The organism is Paractinoplanes atraurantiacus, from assembly GCF_900215205.1.
Classification (GTDB): domain Bacteria; phylum Actinomycetota; class Actinomycetes; order Mycobacteriales; family Micromonosporaceae; genus Actinoplanes; species Actinoplanes atraurantiacus.
This window is the reverse complement of record NZ_OBDY01000012.1, coordinates 183,192-206,342: the sequence shown is the minus strand read 5'-3', so window position 1 is coordinate 206,342 and position 23,151 is coordinate 183,192. Positions and strand designations below refer to the sequence as shown.

Genomic DNA, 23,151 nt, shown 5'->3' with positions numbered 1-23,151 from the left:
CCTGACGTGAGCGACGCGAATTGCCCTCACTTCTCCCGTTATTTCGGTCATAAAGTCGTCAATTTTGCGCTCGTCCTTGGGGGGAGAAGCTCAACCGTTCGGTCAGGATTTCGGAATGTGCGGTTTCGACTCGCCCATGGACACTGCCTGTCGCACACCAGGTGTGGCACCATCATGTGACCCCCCGCCGCAGCCTGTTACACCTCACAGGAGCCACATATGTCTGCAAGGAAGCTGGGCCGCTTCGCCGGCTTGGTTTTGGCCCTCGCCGTTGTCTTCGGCGGGGTGGCCGGCCTGAGCGGGCACCCCTCGGCCGTCGGCTCGGGGGCAGTGCAAACCACGAACAACGTTATCGACTGGGAATAACGGGTTCAGCCGCGCATCCACCTGGCGTTGCGGGACCGCGTCGACTGACGAGGGAGTGCAATGGTCGGGCGACCGCGGCCTAGGCGGCGTTCCGGGCGATATGCCTGGTTGATTACGAATCCCCTCGCGCTGTTCGCCTTCCTCTGCGCTGTCGCTTTCTGGCTGCAGGATCCGGACTGGTACAAGCAATGGCTGGGCGCGCTCGTCGCTCTGGTCTGCATCATCGTGTCCTACATCGGCGTGATCAACGTGGTGATCCGCCGGAACACGATCAGCTTCTACATCACCGAAGTCCCGTTCCTGCTCGCCCTCTTCTACCTGCCGCCGGTCGCCGTCATCGTCGTGATGACCCTGGCCGCGCTGGTCGCCAAGCTGACGCGCGGCGCCGTGCTGGTGCCCAGCAAGTTCTGGTTCAACGTCGCCAAGTCCTCGGCCGGCGCCGCCGCGGCCGTCCTCGTGCTGGCCGCCATGCCGCCGATCCGGGGCGCCGGCCCGGGAACATGGGCCATCCTCACCGCCGCCGTCGGTGCCAGCGTGCTGGTCGAGCTGCTCAGCCTGGCCGCCGTCATGGCCGTCGTGCAGGGCGCCCGCGCCGGGCAGGATGTCATCCGCAGCTCGCTGCCGCTCTGGATCACGGCCGGCGTCAACGTGGTGGTGGGCCTGATCTTCCTGGTCGCGCTCGAGGCGACCGCGTGGTCGGCCACTCTGCTGGCCGTGCTGGTCGTCGCGATCATGGTCATGCTCCGGTCGTACGCGGAGTTCTTCCGTCAGCACCGCACCCTGGCCGATGTCTACGAGCTCACCAAGGCCGTGCGCGACGAGGGCACCGACGCCGGCCTGCCCGACGTCATGCTCGAGCGGGTCCGCGCGCTCATGCGCTCCGAATACGCGACGCTCTGGCTCTCGCCGCAGGGCCGGCACCCCGAGGTGCTGCTCACCGCCCGGGTGGAGAACAAAGGCCTGCTCGACCTCTCACCGACGCCGGCCGTGATCCGCGAGCGAGGCATCAGCGACGGGCACACCGTGGCCGTCGGCAACCAGTTCCCCGAGTCCGAGCAACTGCGACAGGCCCTGCGCGACACCAAGGTCAAAGACGTCATCGTCGTGCCGCTGCGATCGGGGCACACGCCGATCGGCAGCCTCGAGGTGATCAATCGGCTGGGCGACACCAGGACGTTCCGCCCGGCCGATGTTCAGGTGCTCGAGACGATCGCCGCCCACGTCGCCGTCGCGGTGGAGAACACGCGCCTGGTCGACCGGCTGCGCTACGACGCCTATCACGACCGGCTCACCGGGCTGCCCAACCGGCGGCGGATCACCGACGCGCTCGCCGAGTCGGTCAAGGTGCGGGCCGAGGACGAGGTCGTGGCCGTGCTGCTGTTCGACGTCGACGGCCAGCGCGACGTCAACGAGTCGATGGGCCACGCGGCCGGCGACAAGCTGCTGGCCGAGGTGGCCGGCCGGCTGCGCGGCATCGCCGGGCCGGGTGCGCTGGTCGGGCGGATCGGCGGCGACGAGTTCGTGGTGACCCTGCGGGCCGAGAGCACCGACGCCACCGTGCAGCTCGCCACCGAGATGCGCGAGCAGCTGCGCGGGCCGATGACCGTCGGCACGCTCACCCTCGACCTCGACACCGCGGTCGGCGTGGCCGTCTACCCCGACCACGGCACCGACCCCGAGACGTTGATCCAGCGGGCCGAGCTGGCCGCCAACGCGGCCAAGGTCCTGCCGTACGGCGTTCAGCTTTTTCACCCGGCGCTGGAGTCGCGGGCCGTGCGCCGGCTCGGCATCGCCGCCGACCTTCGGGTGGCGCTCGACACCGGCGCCATCGACGTCTACTTCCAGCCCAAGGTGACACTCACCGACCGGCACCTGGTGGGCGTGGAGTGCCTGGCCCGCTGGCAGCACCCGGCGCAGGGCGAGGTGGCGCCGGACGACTTCGTGGCCGTGGCCGAGCACACCGGTCAGCTGTCGCGGCTCACCGAGGTGGTGCTCACCGAGGGCCTGCGCCGCTGCCGGGAGTGGGCCGACCAGGACAGGCCGCTCTCCATCGCGGTGAACCTGTCGGTGCGGACCCTGCTCGACTCCCGCTTCCCCGACCAGGTGGCCTCGCTGCTGGAGCGTTACGGCGTGGCCGCGGCCCAGGTCACCTTCGAGATCTCCGAGCCGGGCATGCTCGGCGACATCGAGCGGGTGCTGCCGACTCTCTACAGGCTGCGTGATCTGGGCGTGCGGCTCAGCGTCGACGATTTCGGCACGGGCGCGTCCTCCCTGTCCTACCTGAGGCAGTGGCCGGTGCACGAGGTGAAGATCGACGACAGCTTCGTGCAGGGCATGGCCACCGACACGGGCGACCTGGCGATCGTGCGGGCGGTGGTCAGCCTGGCCCGCGAGTTCGGTCTCACAGTGGTCGCCGAGGGCGTCGAGAGCGAGCTCACCCTCGACCTGCTCGAGGAGATGGGGTGCGAGATCGGCCAGGGCTATCTGTTCAGCCGCCCGCTGCCGTACGAGCGCCTGGAGGCCTGGTTCTCGGCGCAGACCGAGCCGGCCACCACTCCCGCGGGCGAGGTCCGCAAGCTCCGAGCAGTCGGATAAATACGCTCTGACCTGCGCTTTCGAGCTGATGGGGGAGTCGATTTCACCCCCGCTGCGGGGCCGTGTAGTCTTACTCCTGCGCAACAAGCGAGCGATCGCGCTGGGCTTGAAGTGCGAGGCCCCCTTAGCTCAGTCGGCAGAGCGTCTCCATGGTAAGGAGAAGGTCTACGGTTCGATTCCGTAAGGGGGCTCTACCGGGTTCGTTCCCGCCGCAGGCGCTGGACTTGAGCCTGGCTCGGCGGTGTAGCTCAGTTGGCAGAGCAAGCGGCTCATAATCGCTGTGTCGCCGGTTCAAGTCCGGCCACCGCTACTTGCAAGTGAGGGATCCCGCCCGGGGTCCCACTTTGCATGTCGGCACCTCCAGCGCGTACGCTGGAGCGTCGTTAAGTTTCCCGTTAGCAGGAAGGCAATCCGTCGTGGCCAAGGCGACCGACGTCCGTCCGAAGATCACCCTGGCGTGTACGGAGTGCAAGGAGCGGAACTACATCACCCGTAAGAACCGCCGCAACGACCCGGACCGCATCGAGCTGAAGAAGTTCTGCCCCCGGGACGGCAAGCACACCCTGCACCGCGAGACCCGCTGATCTCAGCACCTCCAAGCTCCACTCCTGCGCCGCTCGGTCATCGATCGAGCGGCGCAGAGTAGTTTGTGGGCCATGCCCCTCGACCAGTCTTTCCAGGGCCGTAGCTGGCCCGCCACGGAGCCCTATCTGGTCGGCCGCGAGAAGATCCGCGAGTTCGCCCGCGCGATCGGCGCCGCCGACCCCGAGTACCACGACCCCGAGGCCGCGCGCGCCCTCGGCTACGCCGACGTGGTGGCCCCGCCGACCTTCCCGGTCACGATCACCATGTCGGCCAGCCGGCAGATCATCGAGGACCCGGAGCTCGGCCTCGACTACAGCCGCGTGGTGCACGGCGACCAGAAGTTCGCGTACACCCGGCCCGTGGTGGCCGGTGACGCGCTCGTCTGCGTCAACTCGGTCGACGAGATCACCTCGCGCGGGGGGCACGACTTCATCACCACCCGCACCGAGGTCACCACCGAGTCCGGCGAGCAGGTCGTGACCGTCTGGTCCAAGCTGGTCCAGCGGGGCGGGGAGGCATGAGCATGGAGCCGCAGACCTTCCGGGTGACCCGGGCCGATCTGGTGCGCTACGCGGGCGCCTCAGGCGATTTCAACCCCATCCACTGGAGTGACCGGGTCGCCACCGGCGTCGGCCTGCCCGGCGTGATCGCGCACGGCATGTTCACCATGGCCCTCGTGGGCCGCGCGGTGACCGCCTGGGCCGGCGCGCCCGACGCGGTCGTCGAGTTCAGCGTGCGGTTCTCGCGCCCCGTGCCGGTGCCCGACACCGACGAGGGCACCGAGGTGGTCGTCACCGCCACGGTGAAGGACAGCGCCGACGACGGGCTCACCAAGCTCGCCCTGACCGCCACCTGCCAGGGCGAAAAGGTGCTCTCACTCGCTCAGGCGGTCATCCGCAAACGCTAGGGCGAGCCCGGGTTGGGCGATCCGCCTGTGAACCCGTACACTGGTGCGCCGTGGGGCAGTGACCCCCCGAGCCCGCCTGCCTGGAGCAGGAGGATTCGGGGTTCAGCCGCCCCGCGAAGGGGTGTAGCTCAATTGGCAGAGCAGCGGTCTCCAAAACCGCAGGCTGCAGGTTCAAGTCCTGTCACCCCTGCGCAAGCCCTCGAGACGTGCCCGCCCGGTGCGCGGTCCGCACGACGCCGCGCCGGACGCAGCGTGGCGGGGACCCATCACCACCGATGACGGAAGTAGGGCGCCATGGCCGAGAGGAACCGACCCGGTGACGCCGGCGACCCGGCCGACGACGAGGTGTTCGCGGATGCCGTTGACGACGACAAGGACGTCCCGGACGACGACGCCGAGCCGGTAGGCCGCGGCGGAACAGCTGTCGCCGAGCGGACGCCGAAGTCGAAGAAGGAAGCCCGCAGCACCGGCTTCTTCGGTCGCATCGGTGGTTTCTTCCGTGAGGTCGTCAGCGAGCTGCGTAAGGTCATCTGGCCCACGCGCAAGGAACTGCTGACCTACACCACGATCGTCATCGTGTTCGTGGCCGTGATGACCACGATCGTCGGCCTTCTGGACCTCGGCCTGGGCAAGGCCGTCCTCTGGGCGTTCGGCGGCTGATCGCCGCCGGGCCCGGCCCGACGGCCGGCAAGGGCGTGAGCGCCCGCATCAAGACCATGACTTACCTGGAAGTGAGCGAGCGTGCCTGAGTACGACGAGGAGACCGCGGAGTCCGTCGACGAGCAGTCGTCGGTGGCGACGGCGGGCGACGACGAGTCGGCCGAGGCCGCCCAGCCGGAAACCGCAGAGCCGGAGGCCGCGGCGCCGGCCCCGGAGCAGGACGAGGACTACGACCCGGTGCAGGAGCTGCGGCAGAAGCTGCGCTACGCCCCGGGCGACTGGTACGTGGTGCACTCGTACGCGGGTTACGAGAACAAGGTGAAGACCAACCTCGAGACCCGCATCACGAGCCTCGACATGGAGGACTTCATCTTCCAGGTCGAGGTGCCGACCCGCGAAGAGATCGAAGTCAAGAGCGGCAAGCGCGTCCAGGTCAACAACAAGGTCTTCCCGGGCTACATCCTGGTCCGCATGGACCTGAGCCCCGAGTCGTACTCGTGCGTGCGCAACACGCCCGGCGTGACCGGCTTCGTGGGCGCGACCGACCGGGTCGACCGTCCCGCTCCGCTCTCGCTCGACGAGGTGCTGAAGTGGCTCGCCCCTGCCGTCGAGCAGGAGGAGAAGAAGGCCAAGCCCGAGGTCAAGGTCCTCGACTTCGAGGTGGGCGACTCGGTCACGGTCACCGACGGCGCGTTCGCCTCGCTGCCGGCCTCGATCAGCGAAATCAATGCCGACCAGCAGAAGTTGAAGGTTCTGGTCTCCATCTTCGGCCGCGAGACGCCGGTGGAGCTGAACTTCAACCAGGTCACCAAGATCTGACAAGTACGTCAGTGGGAGGGCCTTTGATCCAAGAGGCCCGCCATCTACCACAGGAGTAAGAACATGCAGCGCAGCAAGGGCTACCGCAAGGCGGCCGAGTCGATCGACGCCAACAAGCTCTACGAGCCTTCCGACGCCATCAAGCTGGCCAAGGAGGCGAGCCCGACCAAGTTCGACGCGACCGTCGAGGTCGCGATGCGGCTGGGCGTCGACCCGCGTAAGGCCGACCAGATGGTCCGCGGCACGGTCAACCTGCCGCACGGCACCGGCAAGACTGCTCGGGTGATCGTGTTCGCCCAGGGCGCGAAGGCCGAGGAGGCCGTCGCGGCCGGCGCCGACGAGGTCGGCACGGACGAGCTCGTCGCCCGCATCCAGGGTGGCTGGCTGGACTTCGACGCCGCGATCGCGACGCCGGACCAGATGGCCAAGATCGGCCGGATCGCCCGGATCCTCGGCCCGCGTGGCCTCATGCCCAACCCGAAGACGGGCACGGTCACCATGGACGTGACCAAGGCCGTCAACGAGATCAAGGGCGGCAAGATCACCTTCCGGGTGGACAAGCACTCGAACCTGCACCTGATCATCGGCAAGGCCTCGTTCTCCGAGGACCAGCTGGTGGACAACTACGCCGCCGTGCTCGACGAGATCCTGCGGGCCAAGCCGTCCGCGGCCAAGGGCAAGTACCTCAAGAAGGTCGTCGTCACCACGACGATGGGCCCGGGCGTGCAGATCGACCCGAACGTCGTGAAGAACCTCCGCGCCGGCGCCGAGGGCTGATCGACAGCAGTCACCAGGAACGCCCCCGGGGTACCTCCCGGGGGCGTTTTCTGTGGGAGGCTTCGGCTCGTGCGTTTCGACGGGGTGTGGTTCCGCTACGGGCGCCGCCTGCCGTGGGCGCTGCGCGAGATCGACGCCACGGTCGAGCCCGGCCAGACCGTCGTCGTGCTGGGCCGCAACGGCGCCGGCAAGTCGACGCTGCTCCAGCTCGCGGCCGGGGTCCTGCGCCCGGTGCGGGGCTCGGTGCGCGATCGCCCGCCGATCGTCGGCTGGGTGCCCGAGCGTTTCCCGGCCGACCAGCCGTTCACCGCGGAGCAATATCTGCGGCGTATGGCCCGGTTGCGCGGTGTCGCCGAGAGCGCGGCGGGGGAGTGGATGGAGCGGTTGCTGCTCGCCGAGCACGCCGGCACCCGTCTCGGCGATCTCTCCAAGGGGACCGCGCAGAAGGTCGGCGTCGCCCAGGCGCTGCTGGCCCGGCCCGGCCTGCTGGTCCTCGACGAGCCCTGGGAGGGCCTCGACGCCGCCGCCCGCACGCTGATCCCCGAGATCGTCGCCGAGGTCACCGCGACCGGCGGCATCGTCCTGGTCAGCGACCATCGCAACGAGATCGCCGGCCTGCCCGGCGCCACCCATTGGCAGGTCACCGAGTCGTCAGTGCGCTTCGAGGAGCCCACCACGCCGGCCGACGAGGTCATCATCGAGGTCGCCGTCCGCCGGGCGGACGCCGACCAGGCGGTGGTCCGGCTGCGTGCCGAGGGTCACCGCGTCCTAGATGTACGAGACCTCGCCCCACCCCAACCGCACCACGGCCCTTCCGGGCCTGACGCGTCCTCCGCGACACCGCAGTCGCGAGCCGACCTGCCCACAAAGGGCGGGTCGCTATGACGGCCCTCGTCAGCATGCGGCTCGCCGCATTTGTCCGCGGCGGGCGGGCCCTCGCGCCGTTGATCGCTGTGCTGGTCGTGCTCGGGGTGATCTACGGCGGGGGAGCGTCGCCGGCCTCCGTGGCCTACGGCTATTCCGCCGCGGCCCTCTTCCCCGTGCTGGCCTGGCAGTCCAAGCTCGTGCTGGACACCGAGCCCGACACCCAACGGCGGCTGGCCCGCACCGCGGTGGGCGGCCGCGGGGAGGCGATCGCCGGCCTGCTGGCCGCCGCGCTGCTGGCGCTGGCCGTCTGCGCCGTCGCCATGCTCGCGCCGTGGCTCTTCGGCGGCATCGAGACCGGCGACAACGCCCTGACCGGCTCGGTGCTCGGCGTCCTGGCCCACCTGCTGGCCCTGGTGCCCGCCGTGGCCGTCGGCGGCCTGGCCAGCCGGGCCGTGACCGGCGGCGTCCGCAACGGCGTGGCCGTCCTCGTCGTCGCCGCCATTCTGGTCGTCGTGCTCGGCCTCCAGGGCTCGATCGCGCCCTGGCTCGTCCCGCCGGTCATGGCCACCGCGCGGGCCCTGAACGACGCCGATCCACCCCCGGCCGCCACCCTCCTGCTGATCACCGGCTGGGCCGCGCTGTGGTGCGCGGCCGCCCTCGGCGGCTACGGATGGCTGCGCCGATCACGGGCGTGAGGAAGCCGATTTGGCGCTGGCCGTCTCAGCCCGTACAGTTGCTTCTCGAAGTTCCACCCAAAGACCGCTGGTCGCCGCAACCACCGTCGCGAGACGAAGGTCGCGGTCGAAGGCCCCGCTGAGTGCGGGCGGCCCGCGCAGGGGAGAACGGTTCGTGAGCCAGGTGAAAGATTCTTGCCAAGCTCCGCCCCGTGCGCCCTGCGCCGGGGCGTTTCTCATTCCGGCCCCTCCTTCGTTCCGGCCAGTGGCTCGAGCATTGAGAGAGGAGGGACATGGCGGACAAGCCGGTCCGGGCCGATAAGGCCAGCGCCGTTTCCGAGCTCACGGACGACTTCCGTAACTCGTCGGCCACCGTGCTGACCGAGTACCGCGGTCTCACGGTGAAGCAGCTCACGGAGCTGCGCCGTTCGCTGGGCAAGGACACCAAGTACTCGGTGTCCAAGAACACCCTGGCGAAGCGCGCGGCCACCGACGCGGGCATCGAGGGCCTCGACAACCTGTTTGCCGGTCCTACCGCGCTCGCCTTCATCAGCGGCGACCCGGTCGAGGCGGCCAAGGGCCTTCGTGCCTTCGCCAAGGCCAACCCCGTCCTGAAGATCAAGGGCGGTGTGTTCGAGGGCAAGGCGATCAGTGCTGACGACGTCAACAAGATCGCTGACCTCGAGTCGCGTGAGGTTCTGCTGGCCAAGCTGGCCGGCGCCATGAAGGGCAACCTGTCCAAGGCGGCCGGCCTCTTCCAGGCCCCGCTGTCGCAGGTGGCGCGCCTCGCGGCCGCTCTTCAGGAGAAGCGCGAGAAGGACGGTCCCGCGGAGGCCTGAGCCACCGCGCACCAGCAAGACTTTTTCATCAGTACCTAGGAAAGGTTGCCAGATATGGCGAAGCTCAGCACCGACGAGCTGCTCGACGCGTTCAAGGAGATGACGCTGATCGAGCTGTCCGAGTTCGTGAAGCAGTTCGAGGAGACCTTCGAGGTCACCGCGGCTGCTCCGGTCGCCGTGGCGGCCGTTGGTGGCGGCGGCGCGGCTCCGGCCGAGGCCGAGGCCGAGAAGGACTCGTTCGACGTCGTCCTCGAGGGTGACGGTGGCAAGAAGATCCAGGTCATCAAGGTCGTGCGTGAGCTGACCGGCCTGGGCCTCAAGGAGGCCAAGGACGCCGTCGAGTCCGCCCCCAAGGCGATCCTCGAGGGTGTCAACAAGGAGAAGGCCGACGCCGCCAAGGCGAAGCTCGAGGCCGAGGGCGCCAAGGTCACCCTCAAGTGATCTGACGCTCCACAGTTTCACCTCGTGACGGCGAGGGCCCTGCTCAAGGGCCCTCGCCGTTCGTGCTTTCGGGCCCGACCCGCTCGGAGGCCCTTGACTGTGTGTCCGCTGACAGGCACGCTGATGGCAGCAAGTTTCCGCGCTTGCGACAGCCACTCCGTGGGTAATCCGGGTCTAGCCGGTCCTGCGGCCGGCACCCGAGGAAAGACCGCCGCGTCGAGCGGCCCCGCACGAAGGCCCTGGCCCGATAGAGGCGCAGGTCAGAGGCCGCGAGGGCCACGCTCCGCAGGTTTCCTCCGGTGTGGGCTGGACAGCGGTTAGCCGAGCGGCTACACTGCTAGTTTGCGCTGCCTTCTGCCTTGAGCCCTGCCAAGTTAACTCTTTGGGGGGCTCGTCAGAGTGCACGCAGACAGTTGCATACCCGCAGCTGCAGCCGCATCAGCAGCACCGGTCCTCGGAAGGACGCATCTTGGCAGCTTCCCGCCCTGCGAAGACCAGCCGTACGTCGAGCGCTTACGCACCCCGCCGTGTCTCTTTCGGCAGGATCACCGAGCAACTAGAGGTCCCCAACCTCCTCGCCCTCCAGACGGAGTCCTTCGACTGGCTGGTCGGGAACGAGGCTTGGCAGGCCCGGTCGACGGACGACCCGCATGCCCAGTCGGGCCTCGCAGAGATCCTCGAAGAGATCAGTCCCATTGAGGACTTCTCCGGCACCATGTCGCTGTCCTTCTCGTCTCCCCGATTCGACGAGGTCAAGGCCTCGATCGAGGAGTGCAAGGAGAAGGACCTGACCTACTGCGCGCCGCTGTTCGTGACCGCGGAGTTCACCAACAACACGACTGGCGAGATCAAGAGCCAGACCGTGTTCATGGGTGACTTCCCGATGATGACCCCCAAGGGGACGTTCGTCATCAACGGCACGGAGCGCGTCGTGGTGAGTCAGCTCGTCCGCTCGCCGGGCGTGTACTTCACCAAGGAGCCGGACAAGACCTCCGACCGCGACCTCTCCAGCGTCAAGGTCATCCCCAGCCGGGGCGCCTGGCTGGAGTTCGACATCGACAAGCGCGACACGGTCGGTGTCCGGATCGACCGCAAGCGCCGGCAGGCCGTCACGGTCCTGCTCAAGGCGATCGGCTGGTCGGCCGACCAGATCCGTGAGCGGTTCGGGTGGTCCGAGCTTCTCATGACCACCCTCGAGAAGGACCACATCGCCGGGCAGGACGAGGCCCTGCTCGACATCTACCGCAAGCTCCGCCCTGGCGAGCCCCCGACCCGGGAGAACGCGCAGACCCTGCTCGACAACCTCTTCTTCAACCCGAAGAGGTACGACGTCGCCAAGGTCGGCCGTTACAAGTTCAACAAGAAGCTCGAGCTCGACCTGCCGATCGACCGCGGGACGCTGACCGAGGAAGACATCGTCAAGACCGTCGAGTACCTCGCCCGGCTGCACGCCGGTGAGGAGGGCTACGAGGCCGACGACATCGACCACTTCGGCAACCGGCGTCTGCGCACGGTCGGCGAGCTCATCCAGAACCAGGTCCGCGTCGGCCTGTCCCGGATGGAGCGCGTCGTCCGCGAGCGCATGACGACCCAGGACGTCGAGGCGATCACGCCGCAGACCCTGATCAACATCCGTCCCGTGGTGGCGGCGATCAAGGAGTTCTTCGGTACGTCGCAGCTGTCGCAGTTCATGGACCAGACCAACCCGCTCGCGGGTCTGACCCACCGTCGCCGCCTGTCGGCGCTCGGCCCGGGTGGTCTGTCGCGTGAGCGCGCCGGCTTCGAGGTCCGTGACGTGCACCCCTCGCACTACGGCCGCATGTGCCCGATCGAGACGCCCGAGGGCCCGAACATCGGCCTGATCGGCGCGCTCTCGACGTTCGCGCGGGTCAACCCGTTCGGCTTCATCGAGACGCCGTACCGCAAGGTCGAGGAGGGCGTCGTCACCGACGAGGTCCACTACCTCACGGCCGACGAGGAAGACCGGTACATCAAGGCGCAGGCGAACGCCACGCTGCGCAGCGACGGCACCTTCGCCGACGACCGCGTCCTGGTCCGCCGGAAGGGCGGTGAGGTCGACTACGTGCCCGGCACGCAGGTCGACTACATGGACGTGTCGCCGCGGCAGATGACGTCGGTCGCGACCGCGATGATCCCGTTCCTCGAGCACGACGACGCCAACCGTGCCCTCATGGGTGCGAACATGCAGCGTCAGGCGGTGCCGCTGGTCAAGGCCGAGGCCCCGCTGGTCGGTACGGGCATGGAGTACCGCGCCGCGGTCGACGCCGGTGACGTCGTCGTCGCCGAGGTCGGCGGCGTGGTCGAGGACCTGTGCGCCGACTACGTGACGGTCCACCAGGACGACGGCCACCGCCGGACCTACCTGCTGCACAAGTTCCGCCGCTCCAACGCCGGCTCCTGCGTCAACCAGAAGCCGGTCGTGTTCGAGGGTGACCGGGTCGAGGCCGGCCAGGTCATCGCCGACGGCCCGTGCACCGACGAGGGGGAGATGGCCCTCGGCCGCAACCTGCTCGTCGCGTTCATGTGCTGGGAGGGTCACAACTACGAGGACGCGATCATCCTGTCGCAGCGCCTCGTCCAGCAGGACGTCCTCACCTCGATCCACATCGAGGAGCACGAGGTCGACGCCCGTGACACCAAGCTCGGCCCGGAAGAGATCACCCGCGACATCCCCAACGTCAGCGAGGAAATGCTCGCCGACCTGGACGAGCGCGGCATCATCCGGATCGGCGCCGAGGTCGTACCCGGCGACATCCTGGTCGGCAAGGTCACGCCCAAGGGCGAGACCGAGCTGACCCCCGAGGAGCGCCTGCTCCGCGCGATCTTCGGTGAGAAGGCCCGGGAGGTCCGGGACACCTCGCTGAAGGTGCCGCACGGCGAGACCGGCACGGTCATCGGCGTCCGCACGTTCTCGCGTGAGGACGGCGACGAGCTTCCTCCGGGCGTCAACGAGCTGGTCCGCGTCTACGTGGCCCAGAAGCGCAAGATCCAGGACGGTGACAAGCTCGCCGGCCGCCACGGCAACAAGGGCGTCATCTCCAAGATCCTCCCGGTCGAGGACATGCCGTTCCTCGAGGACGGCACCCCCGTCGACATCGTGCTCAACCCGCTCGGTGTGCCCTCGCGTATGAACATCGGCCAGGTACTGGAGACCCACCTCGGGTGGATCGCCAAGACCGGCTGGGAGGTCGAGGGCGACGACACCGAGTGGAAGCGCCAGCTGCGCGCGATCGAGGCGCACGAGTCCCCCAAGGACTCGAACGTCGCGACCCCCGTCTTCGACGGTGCGCAGGAGGAGGAGATCAAGGGTCTCCTCGAGTCGACGCTGGTCAACCGCGACGGTAAGCGGCTGGTCAACGGTGACGGCAAGGCGCAGCTGTTCGACGGCCGCTCCGGCGAGCCGCTCCCGGACCCGATCTCGGTCGGGTACGTGTACATCCTGAAGCTGAACCACCTGGTCGACGACAAGATCCACGCTCGGTCGACCGGCCCGTACTCGATGATCACGCAGCAGCCGCTGGGTGGTAAGGCGCAGTTCGGTGGCCAGCGGTTCGGCGAGATGGAGTGCTGGGCGATGCAGGCCTACGGCGCCGCTTACGCGCTGCAGGAGCTGCTCACCATCAAGTCCGACGACGTGCTCGGCCGCGTGAAGGTCTACGAGGCCATCGTCAAGGGCGAGAACATCCCGGAGCCGGGAATCCCGGAGTCGTTCAAGGTGCTGCTCAAGGAGCTGCAGTCGCTGTGCCTCAACGTTGAGGTGCTCTCCAGCGACGGTGTGGCTCTCGAGATGCGCGAGACCGACGACGAGGTCTTCCGGGCCGCGGAGGAACTCGGCATCGACCTGTCCCGTCGCCCGAACGAGGGCGTCAGCAGCGTCGAAGAGATCTGACGGAAGCGTCCCCGGGCCGTCGCCTTCCTGAGGCGGGCCCGGGGACGCCACCGCCGGCCTGGAATTCACCCGAGCAAGAAATACGAGGGATAGACCAAGTGCTCGACGTCAACTTCTTCGACGAGTTGCGCATCGGCCTGGCCACCGCTGACGACATCCGGCAGTGGTCGCACGGCGAGGTCAAGAAGCCCGAGACGATCAACTACCGCACGCTCAAGCCCGAGAAGGACGGACTCTTCTGCGAGAAGATCTTCGGTCCTCAGCGGGACTGGGAGTGCTACTGCGGAAAGTACAAGCGGGTCCGGTTCAAGGGCATCATCTGTGAGCGCTGCGGCGTCGAGGTGACCCGGTCCAAGGTCCGCCGTGAGCGCATGGGCCACATCGAGCTGGCCGCGTCGGTCACGCACATCTGGTACTTCAAGGGTGTGCCGAGCCGCCTGGGCTACCTGCTCGACCTGGCGCCCAAGGACCTCGAGAAGATCATTTACTTCGCCTCGTACGTGATCACGAGCGTTGACGCCGAGTCGCGTCACCGCGACATGTCCACGATCGAGAACGAGATCTTCGCCGAGAAGCGCCAGTCCGAGAACAGCCGCGACTCCGAGATCGAGAAGCGGGCCGGCAAGCTGGAGCAGGACCTCGCCGAGCTCGAGGCCGAGGGCGCGAAGGCTGACGTGCGCCGCAAGGTCAAGGAAGCCGGCGAGCGCGAGATGCGCCAGATCCGTGACAAGGCGCAGCGCGAGATCGACCGGCTCGACGAGGTGCTCGACACCTTCCGCAAGCTCGACTCCAAGCAGCTGGTCACCGACGAGCTGCTCTACCGCGAGCTGCGTGACCGCTTCGGTGAGTACTTCACCGGCGGCATGGGTGCCGAGGCGATCAAGGCGCTGCTCGAGAACATGGACCTGGACGCCGAGGCCGAGAACCTGCGCGAGATCATTCGCACGGGCAAGGGCCAGCGCAAGATCCGTGCGCTCAAGCGCCTCAAGGTCGTCGCCGCGTTCCTGAACACCACCAACAAGCCGCTCGGCATGGTGCTGGACTGCGTCCCGGTCATCCCGCCGGACCTGCGCCCGATGGTGCAGCTCGACGGTGGCCGCTTCGCGACCTCCGACCTCAACGACCTGTACCGCCGGGTCATCAACCGGAACAACCGGTTGAAGCGCCTGATCGACCTGGGTGCGCCCGAGATCATCGTGAACAACGAGAAGCGGATGCTGCAGGAGGCCGTCGACGCGCTGTTCGACAACGGCCGCCGCGGCCGGCCGGTCACCGGCCCGGGTAACCGCCCGCTGAAGTCGCTGTCCGACATGCTCAAGGGCAAGCAGGGTCGTTTCCGTCAGAACCTGCTCGGCAAGCGCGTCGACTACTCCGGCCGTTCGGTCATCGTCGTCGGCCCGCGGCTCAAGCTGCACCAGTGCGGTCTGCCCAAGCAGATGGCCCTGGAGCTGTTCAAGCCGTTCGTGATGAAGCGCCTGGTCGACCTGAACCACGCGCAGAACATCAAGTCGGCCAAGCGGATGGTCGAGCGTCAGCGCCCGGTCGTGTGGGACGTCCTCGAAGAGGTCATCAGCGAGCACCCGGTGCTGCTGAACCGCGCGCCGACCCTGCACCGCCTCGGCATCCAGGCCTTCGAGCCCCAGCTGGTCGAGGGCAAGGCGATCCAGATCCACCCGCTCGTGTGTACGGCGTTCAACGCCGACTTCGACGGTGACCAGATGGCGGTGCACGTGCCGCTGTCGGCCGAGGCGCAGGCCGAGGCCCGGATCCTGATGCTGTCGTCGAACAACATCCTCAAGCCGGCCGACGGCAAGCCGGTCACCATGCCTACCCAGGACATGGTCATCGGCCTGTACCACCTGACCCACGAGACGCCCGGCAACAAGGGCGAGGGACGGGTGTTCAGCTCGGACGCCGAGGCGCGGATGGCGTATGACAACGGCGAGCTGCACCTGCAGGCGCCGGTCAAGATCCGTCTCCAGGGCGTCATCGGTGTCGACAACGGCGCCAAGGGCGCGAAGTGGGAGGCTCCGGAGGACTGGACCGAGGGCGAGCCGCTCCTGGTCGAGACCACCCTGGGCCGCGTGATCTTCAACGAGACGCTGCCCCCGGGCTACCGCTTCGTGAACTACGAGATCCGCAAGGGTCAGCTGTCGGCGATCGTCAACGACCTCGCCGAGCGCTTCCCCAAGGTCGCCCTGGCCGCGACCCTGGACGCGCTCAAGGAGGCCGGCTTCCACTGGGCCACCTGGTCCGGTGTGACGATCGGCATGGGCGACGTCATCGGCCCCCCGCGCAAGCCGGAGATCCTGCAGCGCTACCAGGTCGAGGCGGACCGCATCGACAAGCAGTACCAGCGTGGTCTGATGACCGCCGAGGAGCGTCGCGGCGAGCTCATCGAGATCTGGACGAAGGCGACCAACGAGATCTCCAAGGAGATGGAGAACTCGCTGCCGCACGAGAACCCGCTCTGGGTCATGATCAACTCGGGCGCCCGCGGTAACCTGCTGCAGCTGCGGCAGATCGCCGCGATCCGCGGCCTGGTGGCCAACCCCAAGGGTGAGATCATCCCGCGGCCGATCACCTCGTCCTACCGCGAGGGTCTGACCGTGCTGGAGTACTTCATCTCCACGCACGGTGCCCGTAAGGGTCTGGCCGACACCGCGCTGCGTACCGCCGACTCGGGTTACCTGACCCGTCGTCTGGTGGACGTCTCGCAGGACGTCATCATCCGCGAGGAGGACTGCGGCACCGACCGCGCGATCCCGATGCAGGTGGCGGACCGCGAGGCCGACGGCACGCTGGTCGTGCACGTGCACGCCGAGACCGGCGTCCACGCCCGCACGCTGGCCGACGACATCGACGACGCCCAGGGCAACCGGGTGGTGTCGCGTGGCGACGACCTGAACTCGATCCTGGTCGACAAGCTCGTCGCCGCCGGCGTCGAGAACGTCCGGGTCCGCAGCGTGCTGACCTGCGAGTCGAAGCTCGGTGTGTGTGCGGCCTGCTACGGCCGTTCGCTGCCGACCGGCAAGTCGGTCGACATCGGCGAGGCCGTCGGCATCATCGCGGCCCAGTCCATCGGTGAGCCAGGCACGCAGCTGACGATGCGTACCTTCCACACCGGTGGTGTCGCGGGTGAGGACATCACCCAGGGTCTGCCGCGTGTCCAGGAGATCTTCGAGGCCCGCGTTCCCAAGGGCAAGGCGCCCATCGCCGACACCCCGGGACGCATCCGCATCGAGGACGGCGAGCGGTCGCGCAAGATCATCGTGGTGCCGGACGACGGCAGCGACGAGATCGTGTACGACAAGATCTCGAAGCGCGTGAAGCTGCGCGCGCACGACGGCGACCACGTCGGCGTCGGCGAGAAGCTGACCGAGGGCACCATCGACCCGCACGAGCTCCTGCGCATCATGGGCCCGCGCGCGGTCCAGGTCCACCTGACCCAGGAGGTCCAGGAGGTCTACCGCTCGCAGGGTGTGCTCATCCACGACAAGCACATCGAGATCATCATCCGCCAGATGCTCAAGCGGGTGACGGTCATCGACTCGGGTGCCGCGGAGTTCCTCCCCGGCGTCCTGGTCGACCGGGCGCTCTTCGAGTCGGAGAACCGCCGGATCGTGGGCGAGGGTGGCGAGCCCGCCGCCGGTCGCCCGGTGCTGATGGGTATCACCAAGGCCTCGCTGGCCACCGACTCCTGGCTCTCGGCGGCCTCCTTCCAGGAGACCACCCGGGTGCTGACCGACGCGGCGATCAACTCGCGCAGCGACTCGCTCGTCGGCCTCAAGGAGAACGTGATCATCGGTAAGCTCATCCCGGCCGGTACGGGCATCAGCAAGTACCGCAACATCCGGGTCGAGCCGACCGAGGAGGCCAAGGCCAAGGTGTACTCGATGACCGGGTACCCCGAGACCGACTACGGCTTCGGGCCGGCCAGCGGGCAGGCTGTGCCGCTGGACGACTTCGACTTCGGGTCGTACCGCTAAGGGTTCTTGAACGCCTGAAGGGCGGTCGCGCGAATGCGCGGCCGCCCTTCGGCGTACCTACTATGGGCTGGTGACGCTTCCCGCCCTCACCCGCCACCCGATGGATCCCGACCCGGCGCCGTCGTCGAAGGCGCGGGCGGTCTTCGCGCTGGGCCTGGTGGGCTTCCTGACCGGCCCGTTCGTCGGCGGGGTCATCCCGGCCACCCTGGCCCTCGTGCTGGCCCGCCAGGCCGCACGCCAGGCGTACGAGGCGCAGGGCTATCTGACCGGCTCCGCGTGGATCCGCCGCGGCCGCCGGTTCGCCTGGGCCGGCCTCGTGCTGGCCCTCACGTCGCTCGTGATCGCCGCGATCGCCGGCCTGCTGCATCTGGCCGGCTCGCCGACCGGCCCCGACTTCGCCCCGGGTACCGACTGACCCCGTTCGGGTGACATGCTCATGTCATGACGCAGCCGCCGGCGGCCATGCCCTATCCGCCCCCGCCTCCGCCGCCCAACGGGCGCTGGCAGCCGGAGCGGGTCGACCCCCTGCCGGGCACCGAGTTCGGCCTGGTGCAGCTGCGTGTCGAGCCGATCACCTCGGGTCTGGCCATCGGCTCGCTGCTCGCCGGCATCGGCTCGATCCTGGTCTCCACGCTGGTCCTCTGCTTCGGCATCATCGGCGCCTCCGGCGGCTGGGGCGGGTGGGTCGGCGGTGCCTTCACCGTCCTGAGCGTTCTCGCGGGAGCGGGCGCGGTGATCGTCGGCATCGTCGCCCGGCGGCAGATCCGCCGTTCCGGCCAGGTCGGCCAGGTCCGCTTCACCGGCGCCGGCCTCGGTATGGCGGGGATCATCTGCGGATCGTCCGGGGCGGGAATTGCTCTGCTGTCACTGACGTTGACCCTGGTGTTGCAGTTGTCATCCTGAGTGACCCGTGTGCTCTTCCCGCAGCGGATCGGGCACCGCGGCGCCGGTTCGTTTACGCACCCGGTACACTTGTCTCGGAGGTATCCGTCACGAGGACTAGGTGCTCATTTTGACCTGGATGCTTGGGGTGGGTACTCTTTCCCCTCGTGCCCTGGCTTGCCAGGGCAACTCGTGCGTGCGCCCGAGTCGGTAGTACTACGACGGGGTCGACAGGCCGAGCGCGGCGCCTTTTCAGGGCGCCGACACAGACAAGACCCGGTGCGCGTTGACAAACGCGCGGCGGGACCGTGAGCCGGACGACACGCCCGACCGCGGGTGCCGGAAGCCCCCCGGGCATGGGGAGCCTTCGGCACACAGAGGCATATCTAAGACGGTGCGGTCGCGGTGAAAGGCGGCCGAAGGGAGCGGAGAGAACCCGGTGCCCACGATCCAGCAGCTGGTCCGAAAGGGCCGCCAGGCTAAGACGAGCAAGACCAAGACGCCGGCGCTGAAGGGGAGCCCTCAGCGGCGCGGCGTGTGCACGCGCGTGTACACCACTACCCCCAAGAAGCCGAACTCTGCGCTGCGCAAGGTCGCTCGTGTGAAGCTCAGCAGCCAGATCGAGGTGACGGCGTACATCCCGGGCGTCGGCCACAACCTGCAGGAGCACTCGATCGTGCTCGTGCGTGGCGGTCGTGTGAAGGACCTCCCGGGCGTCCGCTACAAGATCGTCCGTGGTTCGCTGGACACCCAGGGTGTCCGCAACCGCAAGCAGGCCCGCAGCCGTTACGGCGCGAAGAAGGAGAAGAGCTGACATGCCGCGTAAGGGCCCCGCTCCGCGCCACCCAGTGGTCGCGGACCCGGTTTACAACTCGCCGCTGGTCACTCAGCTGGTGAACAAGATCCTGGTCGGCGGCAAGCGTCAGCTCGCTGAGCGCATCGTGTACGGCGCCCTCGAGGGTGCCCGCGAGAAGAGCGGCACCGACCCCGTGGTGATCCTCAAGCGCGCCATGGACAACGTCAAGCCGACCCTCGAGGTCCGCAGCCGCCGCGTCGGTGGCGCGACCTACCAGGTTCCGGTCGAGGTCCGCACCCCGCGTCAGACCACGCTCGGCCTTCGCTGGCTCGTCCAGTACTCGAAGGCGCGCCGTGAGAAGACCATGATCGAGCGTCTCCAGAACGAGCTGCTCGACGCCAGCAACGGCCTCGGTGCCGCCGTCAAGCGGCGCGAGGACACCCACAAGATGGCGGAGTCCAACAAGGCCTTCGCGCACTACCGCTGGTAAGACCCCGCTGCCGGCCCGGTGACAACCGGGCCGGGACGCAAGTCGGACCGGTTCACGAGACGACGACGAAGAAAAGTAGGGATTGAAGTGGCCGCCGCAGACGCGCTCGCCAACGTACGCAACATCGGCATCATGGCGCACATCGATGCCGGTAAGACCACGACTACTGAGCGAATCCTGTTCTACACCGGCATCACGTACAAGATCGGTGAGGTCCACGAGGGCGCCGCCGTCATGGACTGGATGGAGCAGGAGCAGGAGCGCGGTATCACGATCACTTCCGCCGCCACCAAGTGCGAGTGGAAGGGCCACACGATCCAGATCATCGACACGCCCGGCCACGTCGACTTCACGGTCGAGGTGGAGCGGTCGCTGCGTGTGCTGGACGGCGCGGTGGCGGTCTACGACGGCGTCGCCGGCGTGGAGCCGCAGACCGAGAACGTGTGGCGGCAGGCGGACAAGTACCACGTCCCCCGGATGTGCTTCGTCAACAAGCTCGACCGGACCGGCGCGGACTTCTTCCGCTGCGTGCAGATGATGATCGACCGGCTCAACGCGACGCCGCTCGTCCTGCAGATCCCGATCGGCCTCGAAGGCGACCACATCGGCGTCGTCGACCTGATCGGCATGCGCGCGCTCACCTGGCGTGGTGAGACCCAGAAGGGTGAGGACTACGCAGTCGAGGAGATCCCGGCCGACCTGGTCGACTCCGCGAACGAGTGGCGCGAGAAGCTGATCGAGACGCTGGCCGACGTGGACGACGAGGTCATGCTGAAGTACCTCGAGGGCGAGCCGCTCTCCGAGGACGAGATCAAGGCCGCCATCCGGCGCGCCACGATCGCCAGCAAGGCCAACCCGGTCCTGTGCGGCTCGGCGTTCAAGAACAAGGGCGTTCAGCCCATGCTCGACGCCGTGATCGACTTCCTGCCGTCGCCGCTGGACATCCCGGCCATCGAGGGCACCGCGACGGACGGCGAGACGCCGCTGCTGCGCAAGCCGTCGAACTCGGAGCCGTTCTCGGCGCTGGCGTTCAAGATCCAGACCGACAAGCACCTCGGCAAGCTCACGTACGTGCGGGTCTACTCCGGCACGCTCGAGTCCGGTTCTCAGGTGGTCAACTCCACCAAGGACCGCAAGGAGCGGATCGGCAAGATCTACCAGATGCACGCGAACAAGCGTGAGGAGCGCGCCACCGCGCAGGCCGGCGACATCATCGCCGTCCAGGGTCTCAAGCAGACCACCACCGGTGACACGCTCAGCGACCCGGCCAGCCCGGTCATCCTGGAGTCGATGACCTTCCCGGAGCCGGTCATCCAGGTCGCCATCGAGCCGAAGACCAAGTCGGACCAGGAGAAGCTGGGCACCGCGATCCAGCGCCTCGCCGAGGAGGACCCGACGTTCCGGGTCTTCAACGACGAGGAGACCGGCCAGACGATCATCGCCGGCATGGGCGAGCTCCACCTGGACATCCTGGTGGACCGCATGCGCCGCGAGTTCAACGTCGAGGCCAACATCGGCAAGCCGCAGGTGGCCTACCGTGAGACGATCCGCGGCACCGTGGAGAAGCACACGTACGTCCACAAGAAGCAGACCGGTGGCTCGGGCCAGTACGCGAAGGTCGTCGTCAACGTCGAGCCGCTGCCGCTCGAGGCGGACGGCCCCACGTATGAGTTCGTCAACGCGGTGACCGGTGGTCGCATCCCCAAGGAGTTCATCCCCTCGGTGGACGCGGGCGCGCAGGACTCCCTGCAGTACGGCGTTCTCGCCGGCTACCCGCTGGTCGGCGTGAAGTTCACGCTGGTCGACGGTCAGTACCACGAGGTCGACTCGTCCGAGATGGCGTTCAAGATCGCCGGCTCGATGGCGATGAAGGAGGTCGCCCGCAAGGCCGACCCCGCGCTGCTCGAGCCGATGATGTCCGTCGAGGTCACCACGCCCGAGGACAACATGGGCGACGTGATCGGCGACCTCAACTCGCGGCGTGGCATCATCCAGTCGATGGAGGAGCGTTCCGGCGCCCGCGTCGTCAAGGCTCTGGTCCCGCTCTCCGAGATGTTCGGCTACGTCGGCGACCTCCGGTCGAAGACCGCCGGCCGGGCTAGCTACAGCATGCAGTTCGACTCCTACGCCGAGGTCCCGCAGGGCGTCGCGAAGGAGATCATCGCCAAGGCGACGGGCGCTTAGTCCCCGCCGTAGCGTTGAGGCGCGTGCGGTCCGTCGAGGGCCGCACGCGCGCGAGCAGTCGACAGAGTCCCCATCGCCTTATCGGGCGTGCCGGGCGAAAGAAAAACCACAGTCCACAGGAGGACACCAGTGGCGAAGGCGAAGTTCGAGCGGACTAAGCCGCACGTCAACATCGGCACCATTGGTCACATCGACCACGGTAAGACGACGCTGACTGCGGCCATCACGAAGGTCCTGCACGACGAGTACCCGGACCTCAACCCGTACACCCCGTTCGACGAGATCGACAAGGCGCCGGAGGAGAAGGCCCGCGGCATCACGATCTCGATCGCACACGTCGAGTACCAGACCGCGGCGCGTCACTACGCGCACGTGGACTGCCCCGGCCACGCCGACTACATCAAGAACATGATCACCGGTGCCGCCCAGATGGACGGCGCGATCCTGGTGGTCGCCGCGACCGACGGCCCGATGCCGCAGACCAAGGAGCACGTGCTCCTGGCCCGCCAGGTCGGCGTTCCGTACATCGTCGTCGCCCTGAACAAGAGCGACATGGTGGACGACGAGGAGCTCCTCGAGCTCGTCGAGCTCGAGGTCCGCGAGCTGCTCAGCACCTACGAGTTCCCGGGCGACGACCTGCCGGTCGTGCGCGTCTCGGCGCTCAAGGCGCTCGAGGGCGACAAGGAGTGGACCGGCAAGCTCCTCGAGCTGATGAACGCGGTCGACACCGCGATCCCGCAGCCCGAGCGTGAGACCGAGAAGCCGTTCCTCATGCCGATCGAGGACGTCTTCACGATCACCGGTCGTGGCACCGTGGTCACGGGTCGCGCCGAGCGCGGCATCCTCAAGCCGAACGAGGAGGTCGAGATCGTCGGCATCCGCGAGAAGTCGACGAAGACCGTCTGCACCGGCATCGAGATGTTCCGCAAGCTGCTCGACGAGGCCCGCGCGGGTGAGAACGTCGGTCTGCTGCTCCGCGGTATCAAGCGCGAGGACGTCGAGCGCGGCATGGTCGTGGTCAAGCCCGGCACCAGCACTCCGCACACGGAGTTCGAGGGCCAGGTCTACATCCTCTCGAAGGAGGAGGGCGGCCGTCACACGCCGTTCTTCCAGAACTACCGCCCGCAGTTCTACTTCCGCACCACGGACGTCACCGGCGTCGTCACGCTGCCCGAGGGCACCGAGATGGTCATGCCGGGCGACTCCACCAGCATGTCGGTCAAGCTGATCCAGCCGATCGCCATGGAGCAGGGCCTGAAGTTCGCGATCCGTGAGGGTGGCCGCACCGTCGGCGCCGGCACGGTCACGAAGATCAACGTCTGACGAGGTACCCCGATTAGCATTGCCGGCTTCTTTCCGGCATACTAGTC

General features: G+C 67.9%; 19 protein-coding genes and 3 tRNA genes. All 22 read left to right on the top strand.

The window, feature by feature from the left end:
* Window positions 1-426 precede the first annotated feature (426 nt).
* Window positions 427-2,961: a putative bifunctional diguanylate cyclase/phosphodiesterase gene (locus CRP55_RS26295; RefSeq protein ID WP_097322794.1), complete on the top strand. Its 2,535-nt coding sequence runs from the start codon at window positions 427-429 to the stop codon at window positions 2,959-2,961.
* 118 nt (window positions 2,962-3,079) lie between these two features.
* A tRNA-Thr gene (locus tag CRP55_RS26290) sits at window positions 3,080-3,152 on the top strand.
* A gap of 46 nt (window positions 3,153-3,198) precedes the next feature.
* Window positions 3,199-3,271, top strand: a tRNA-Met gene (locus CRP55_RS26285).
* Window positions 3,272-3,377: 106 nt separating this feature from the next.
* Window positions 3,378-3,545: a 50S ribosomal protein L33 gene (gene rpmG / locus CRP55_RS26280; protein ID WP_067495822.1), complete on the top strand. Its 168-nt coding sequence runs from the start codon at window positions 3,378-3,380 to the stop codon at window positions 3,543-3,545.
* Between the two features lie 72 nt (window positions 3,546-3,617).
* A complete protein-coding gene (locus CRP55_RS26275; RefSeq protein ID WP_097322793.1) occupies window positions 3,618-4,067 on the top strand; it encodes a MaoC family dehydratase N-terminal domain-containing protein in 450 nt (149 codons plus the stop codon).
* Entirely contained in the window at window positions 4,064-4,453 is a 390-nt protein-coding gene (locus CRP55_RS26270; RefSeq protein WP_097322792.1) for a MaoC family dehydratase, read from the top strand. The genes CRP55_RS26275 and CRP55_RS26270 overlap by 4 nt, the downstream gene beginning before the upstream one ends.
* Window positions 4,454-4,570: 117 nt before the next feature.
* Window positions 4,571-4,643, top strand: a tRNA-Trp gene (locus CRP55_RS26265).
* Between the two features lie 104 nt (window positions 4,644-4,747).
* A complete protein-coding gene (secE, locus tag CRP55_RS26260) occupies window positions 4,748-5,113 on the top strand; it encodes a preprotein translocase subunit SecE (protein ID WP_097322791.1) in 366 nt (121 codons plus the stop codon).
* An 81-nt stretch (window positions 5,114-5,194) separates the two neighbouring features.
* Window positions 5,195-5,932: a transcription termination/antitermination protein NusG gene (nusG, locus tag CRP55_RS26255; protein WP_097322790.1), complete on the top strand. Its 738-nt coding sequence runs from the start codon at window positions 5,195-5,197 to the stop codon at window positions 5,930-5,932.
* Between the two features lie 63 nt (window positions 5,933-5,995).
* Window positions 5,996-6,709: a 50S ribosomal protein L1 gene (rplA, locus tag CRP55_RS26250; RefSeq protein WP_097322789.1), complete on the top strand. Its 714-nt coding sequence runs from the start codon at window positions 5,996-5,998 to the stop codon at window positions 6,707-6,709.
* Between the two features lie 69 nt (window positions 6,710-6,778).
* A complete protein-coding gene (locus CRP55_RS26245) occupies window positions 6,779-7,594 on the top strand; it encodes an ATP-binding cassette domain-containing protein (RefSeq protein ID WP_097322788.1) in 816 nt (271 codons plus the stop codon).
* Complete coding sequence (locus tag CRP55_RS26240; protein WP_097322787.1) at window positions 7,591-8,271, top strand: hypothetical protein; 681 nt, start codon at window positions 7,591-7,593, stop codon at window positions 8,269-8,271. The genes CRP55_RS26245 and CRP55_RS26240 overlap by 4 nt, the downstream gene beginning before the upstream one ends.
* Window positions 8,272-8,543: 272 nt before the next feature.
* Window positions 8,544-9,089 carry a 50S ribosomal protein L10 gene (gene rplJ / locus CRP55_RS26235; protein WP_097322786.1) on the top strand — a complete coding sequence of 182 codons (546 nt, stop codon included), beginning with the start codon at window positions 8,544-8,546 and terminating at the stop codon, window positions 9,087-9,089.
* Window positions 9,090-9,143: 54 nt separating this feature from the next.
* Window positions 9,144-9,530 (top strand): 50S ribosomal protein L7/L12, encoded by a 387-nt coding sequence (gene rplL, locus CRP55_RS26230; RefSeq protein ID WP_097322785.1) that lies wholly within the window; start codon window positions 9,144-9,146, stop codon window positions 9,528-9,530.
* A gap of 469 nt (window positions 9,531-9,999) precedes the next feature.
* Complete coding sequence (gene rpoB, locus CRP55_RS26225; protein WP_097322784.1) at window positions 10,000-13,440, top strand: DNA-directed RNA polymerase subunit beta; 3,441 nt, start codon at window positions 10,000-10,002, stop codon at window positions 13,438-13,440.
* Window positions 13,441-13,538: 98 nt separating this feature from the next.
* Complete coding sequence (locus CRP55_RS26220) at window positions 13,539-17,429, top strand: DNA-directed RNA polymerase subunit beta' (RefSeq protein WP_097322783.1); 3,891 nt, start codon at window positions 13,539-13,541, stop codon at window positions 17,427-17,429.
* Window positions 17,430-17,529: 100 nt separating this feature from the next.
* A complete protein-coding gene (locus tag CRP55_RS26215) occupies window positions 17,530-17,844 on the top strand; it encodes a hypothetical protein (protein ID WP_097322782.1) in 315 nt (104 codons plus the stop codon).
* Between the two features lie 26 nt (window positions 17,845-17,870).
* Window positions 17,871-18,332: a hypothetical protein gene (locus tag CRP55_RS26210; RefSeq protein WP_245923382.1), complete on the top strand. Its 462-nt coding sequence runs from the start codon at window positions 17,871-17,873 to the stop codon at window positions 18,330-18,332.
* Between the two features lie 418 nt (window positions 18,333-18,750).
* Window positions 18,751-19,125 (top strand): 30S ribosomal protein S12, encoded by a 375-nt coding sequence (gene rpsL / locus CRP55_RS26205; RefSeq protein WP_014440718.1) that lies wholly within the window; start codon window positions 18,751-18,753, stop codon window positions 19,123-19,125.
* Window position 19,126: 1 nt separating this feature from the next.
* Window positions 19,127-19,597, top strand: a complete 471-nt coding sequence (gene rpsG, locus CRP55_RS26200) for a 30S ribosomal protein S7 (protein ID WP_097322781.1) — start codon at window positions 19,127-19,129, stop codon at window positions 19,595-19,597.
* Between the two features lie 87 nt (window positions 19,598-19,684).
* Window positions 19,685-21,781: an elongation factor G gene (fusA, locus tag CRP55_RS26195; RefSeq protein WP_097322780.1), complete on the top strand. Its 2,097-nt coding sequence runs from the start codon at window positions 19,685-19,687 to the stop codon at window positions 21,779-21,781.
* Between the two features lie 129 nt (window positions 21,782-21,910).
* Window positions 21,911-23,104: an elongation factor Tu gene (gene tuf / locus CRP55_RS26190; RefSeq protein ID WP_097322779.1), complete on the top strand. Its 1,194-nt coding sequence runs from the start codon at window positions 21,911-21,913 to the stop codon at window positions 23,102-23,104.
* The last annotated feature ends 47 nt before the right edge of the window (window positions 23,105-23,151 follow it).

What these genes read in the sequence shown, in the direction of transcription:
- CRP55_RS26275 (WP_097322793.1), top strand. Translation starts at nt 3,618, where the DNA reads ATGCCCCTCGACCAGTCTTTCCAGGGCCGTAGCTGGCCCGCCACGGAG.
- CRP55_RS26240 (WP_097322787.1), top strand. Translation starts at nt 7,591, where the DNA reads ATGACGGCCCTCGTCAGCATGCGGCTCGCCGCATTTGTCCGCGGCGGG.
- rplA (WP_097322789.1), top strand. Translation starts at nt 5,996, where the DNA reads ATGCAGCGCAGCAAGGGCTACCGCAAGGCGGCCGAGTCGATCGACGCC.
- rplL (WP_097322785.1), top strand. Translation starts at nt 9,144, where the DNA reads ATGGCGAAGCTCAGCACCGACGAGCTGCTCGACGCGTTCAAGGAGATG.
- CRP55_RS26210 (WP_245923382.1), top strand. Translation starts at nt 17,871, where the DNA reads ATGACGCAGCCGCCGGCGGCCATGCCCTATCCGCCCCCGCCTCCGCCG.
- CRP55_RS26270 (WP_097322792.1), top strand. Translation starts at nt 4,064, where the DNA reads ATGAGCATGGAGCCGCAGACCTTCCGGGTGACCCGGGCCGATCTGGTG.
- rplJ (WP_097322786.1), top strand. Translation starts at nt 8,544, where the DNA reads ATGGCGGACAAGCCGGTCCGGGCCGATAAGGCCAGCGCCGTTTCCGAG.
- rpsG (WP_097322781.1), top strand. Translation starts at nt 19,127, where the DNA reads ATGCCGCGTAAGGGCCCCGCTCCGCGCCACCCAGTGGTCGCGGACCCG.
- CRP55_RS26295 (WP_097322794.1), top strand. Translation starts at nt 427, where the DNA reads ATGGTCGGGCGACCGCGGCCTAGGCGGCGTTCCGGGCGATATGCCTGG.
- CRP55_RS26215 (WP_097322782.1), top strand. Translation starts at nt 17,530, where the DNA reads ATGGATCCCGACCCGGCGCCGTCGTCGAAGGCGCGGGCGGTCTTCGCG.
- secE (WP_097322791.1), top strand. Translation starts at nt 4,748, where the DNA reads ATGGCCGAGAGGAACCGACCCGGTGACGCCGGCGACCCGGCCGACGAC.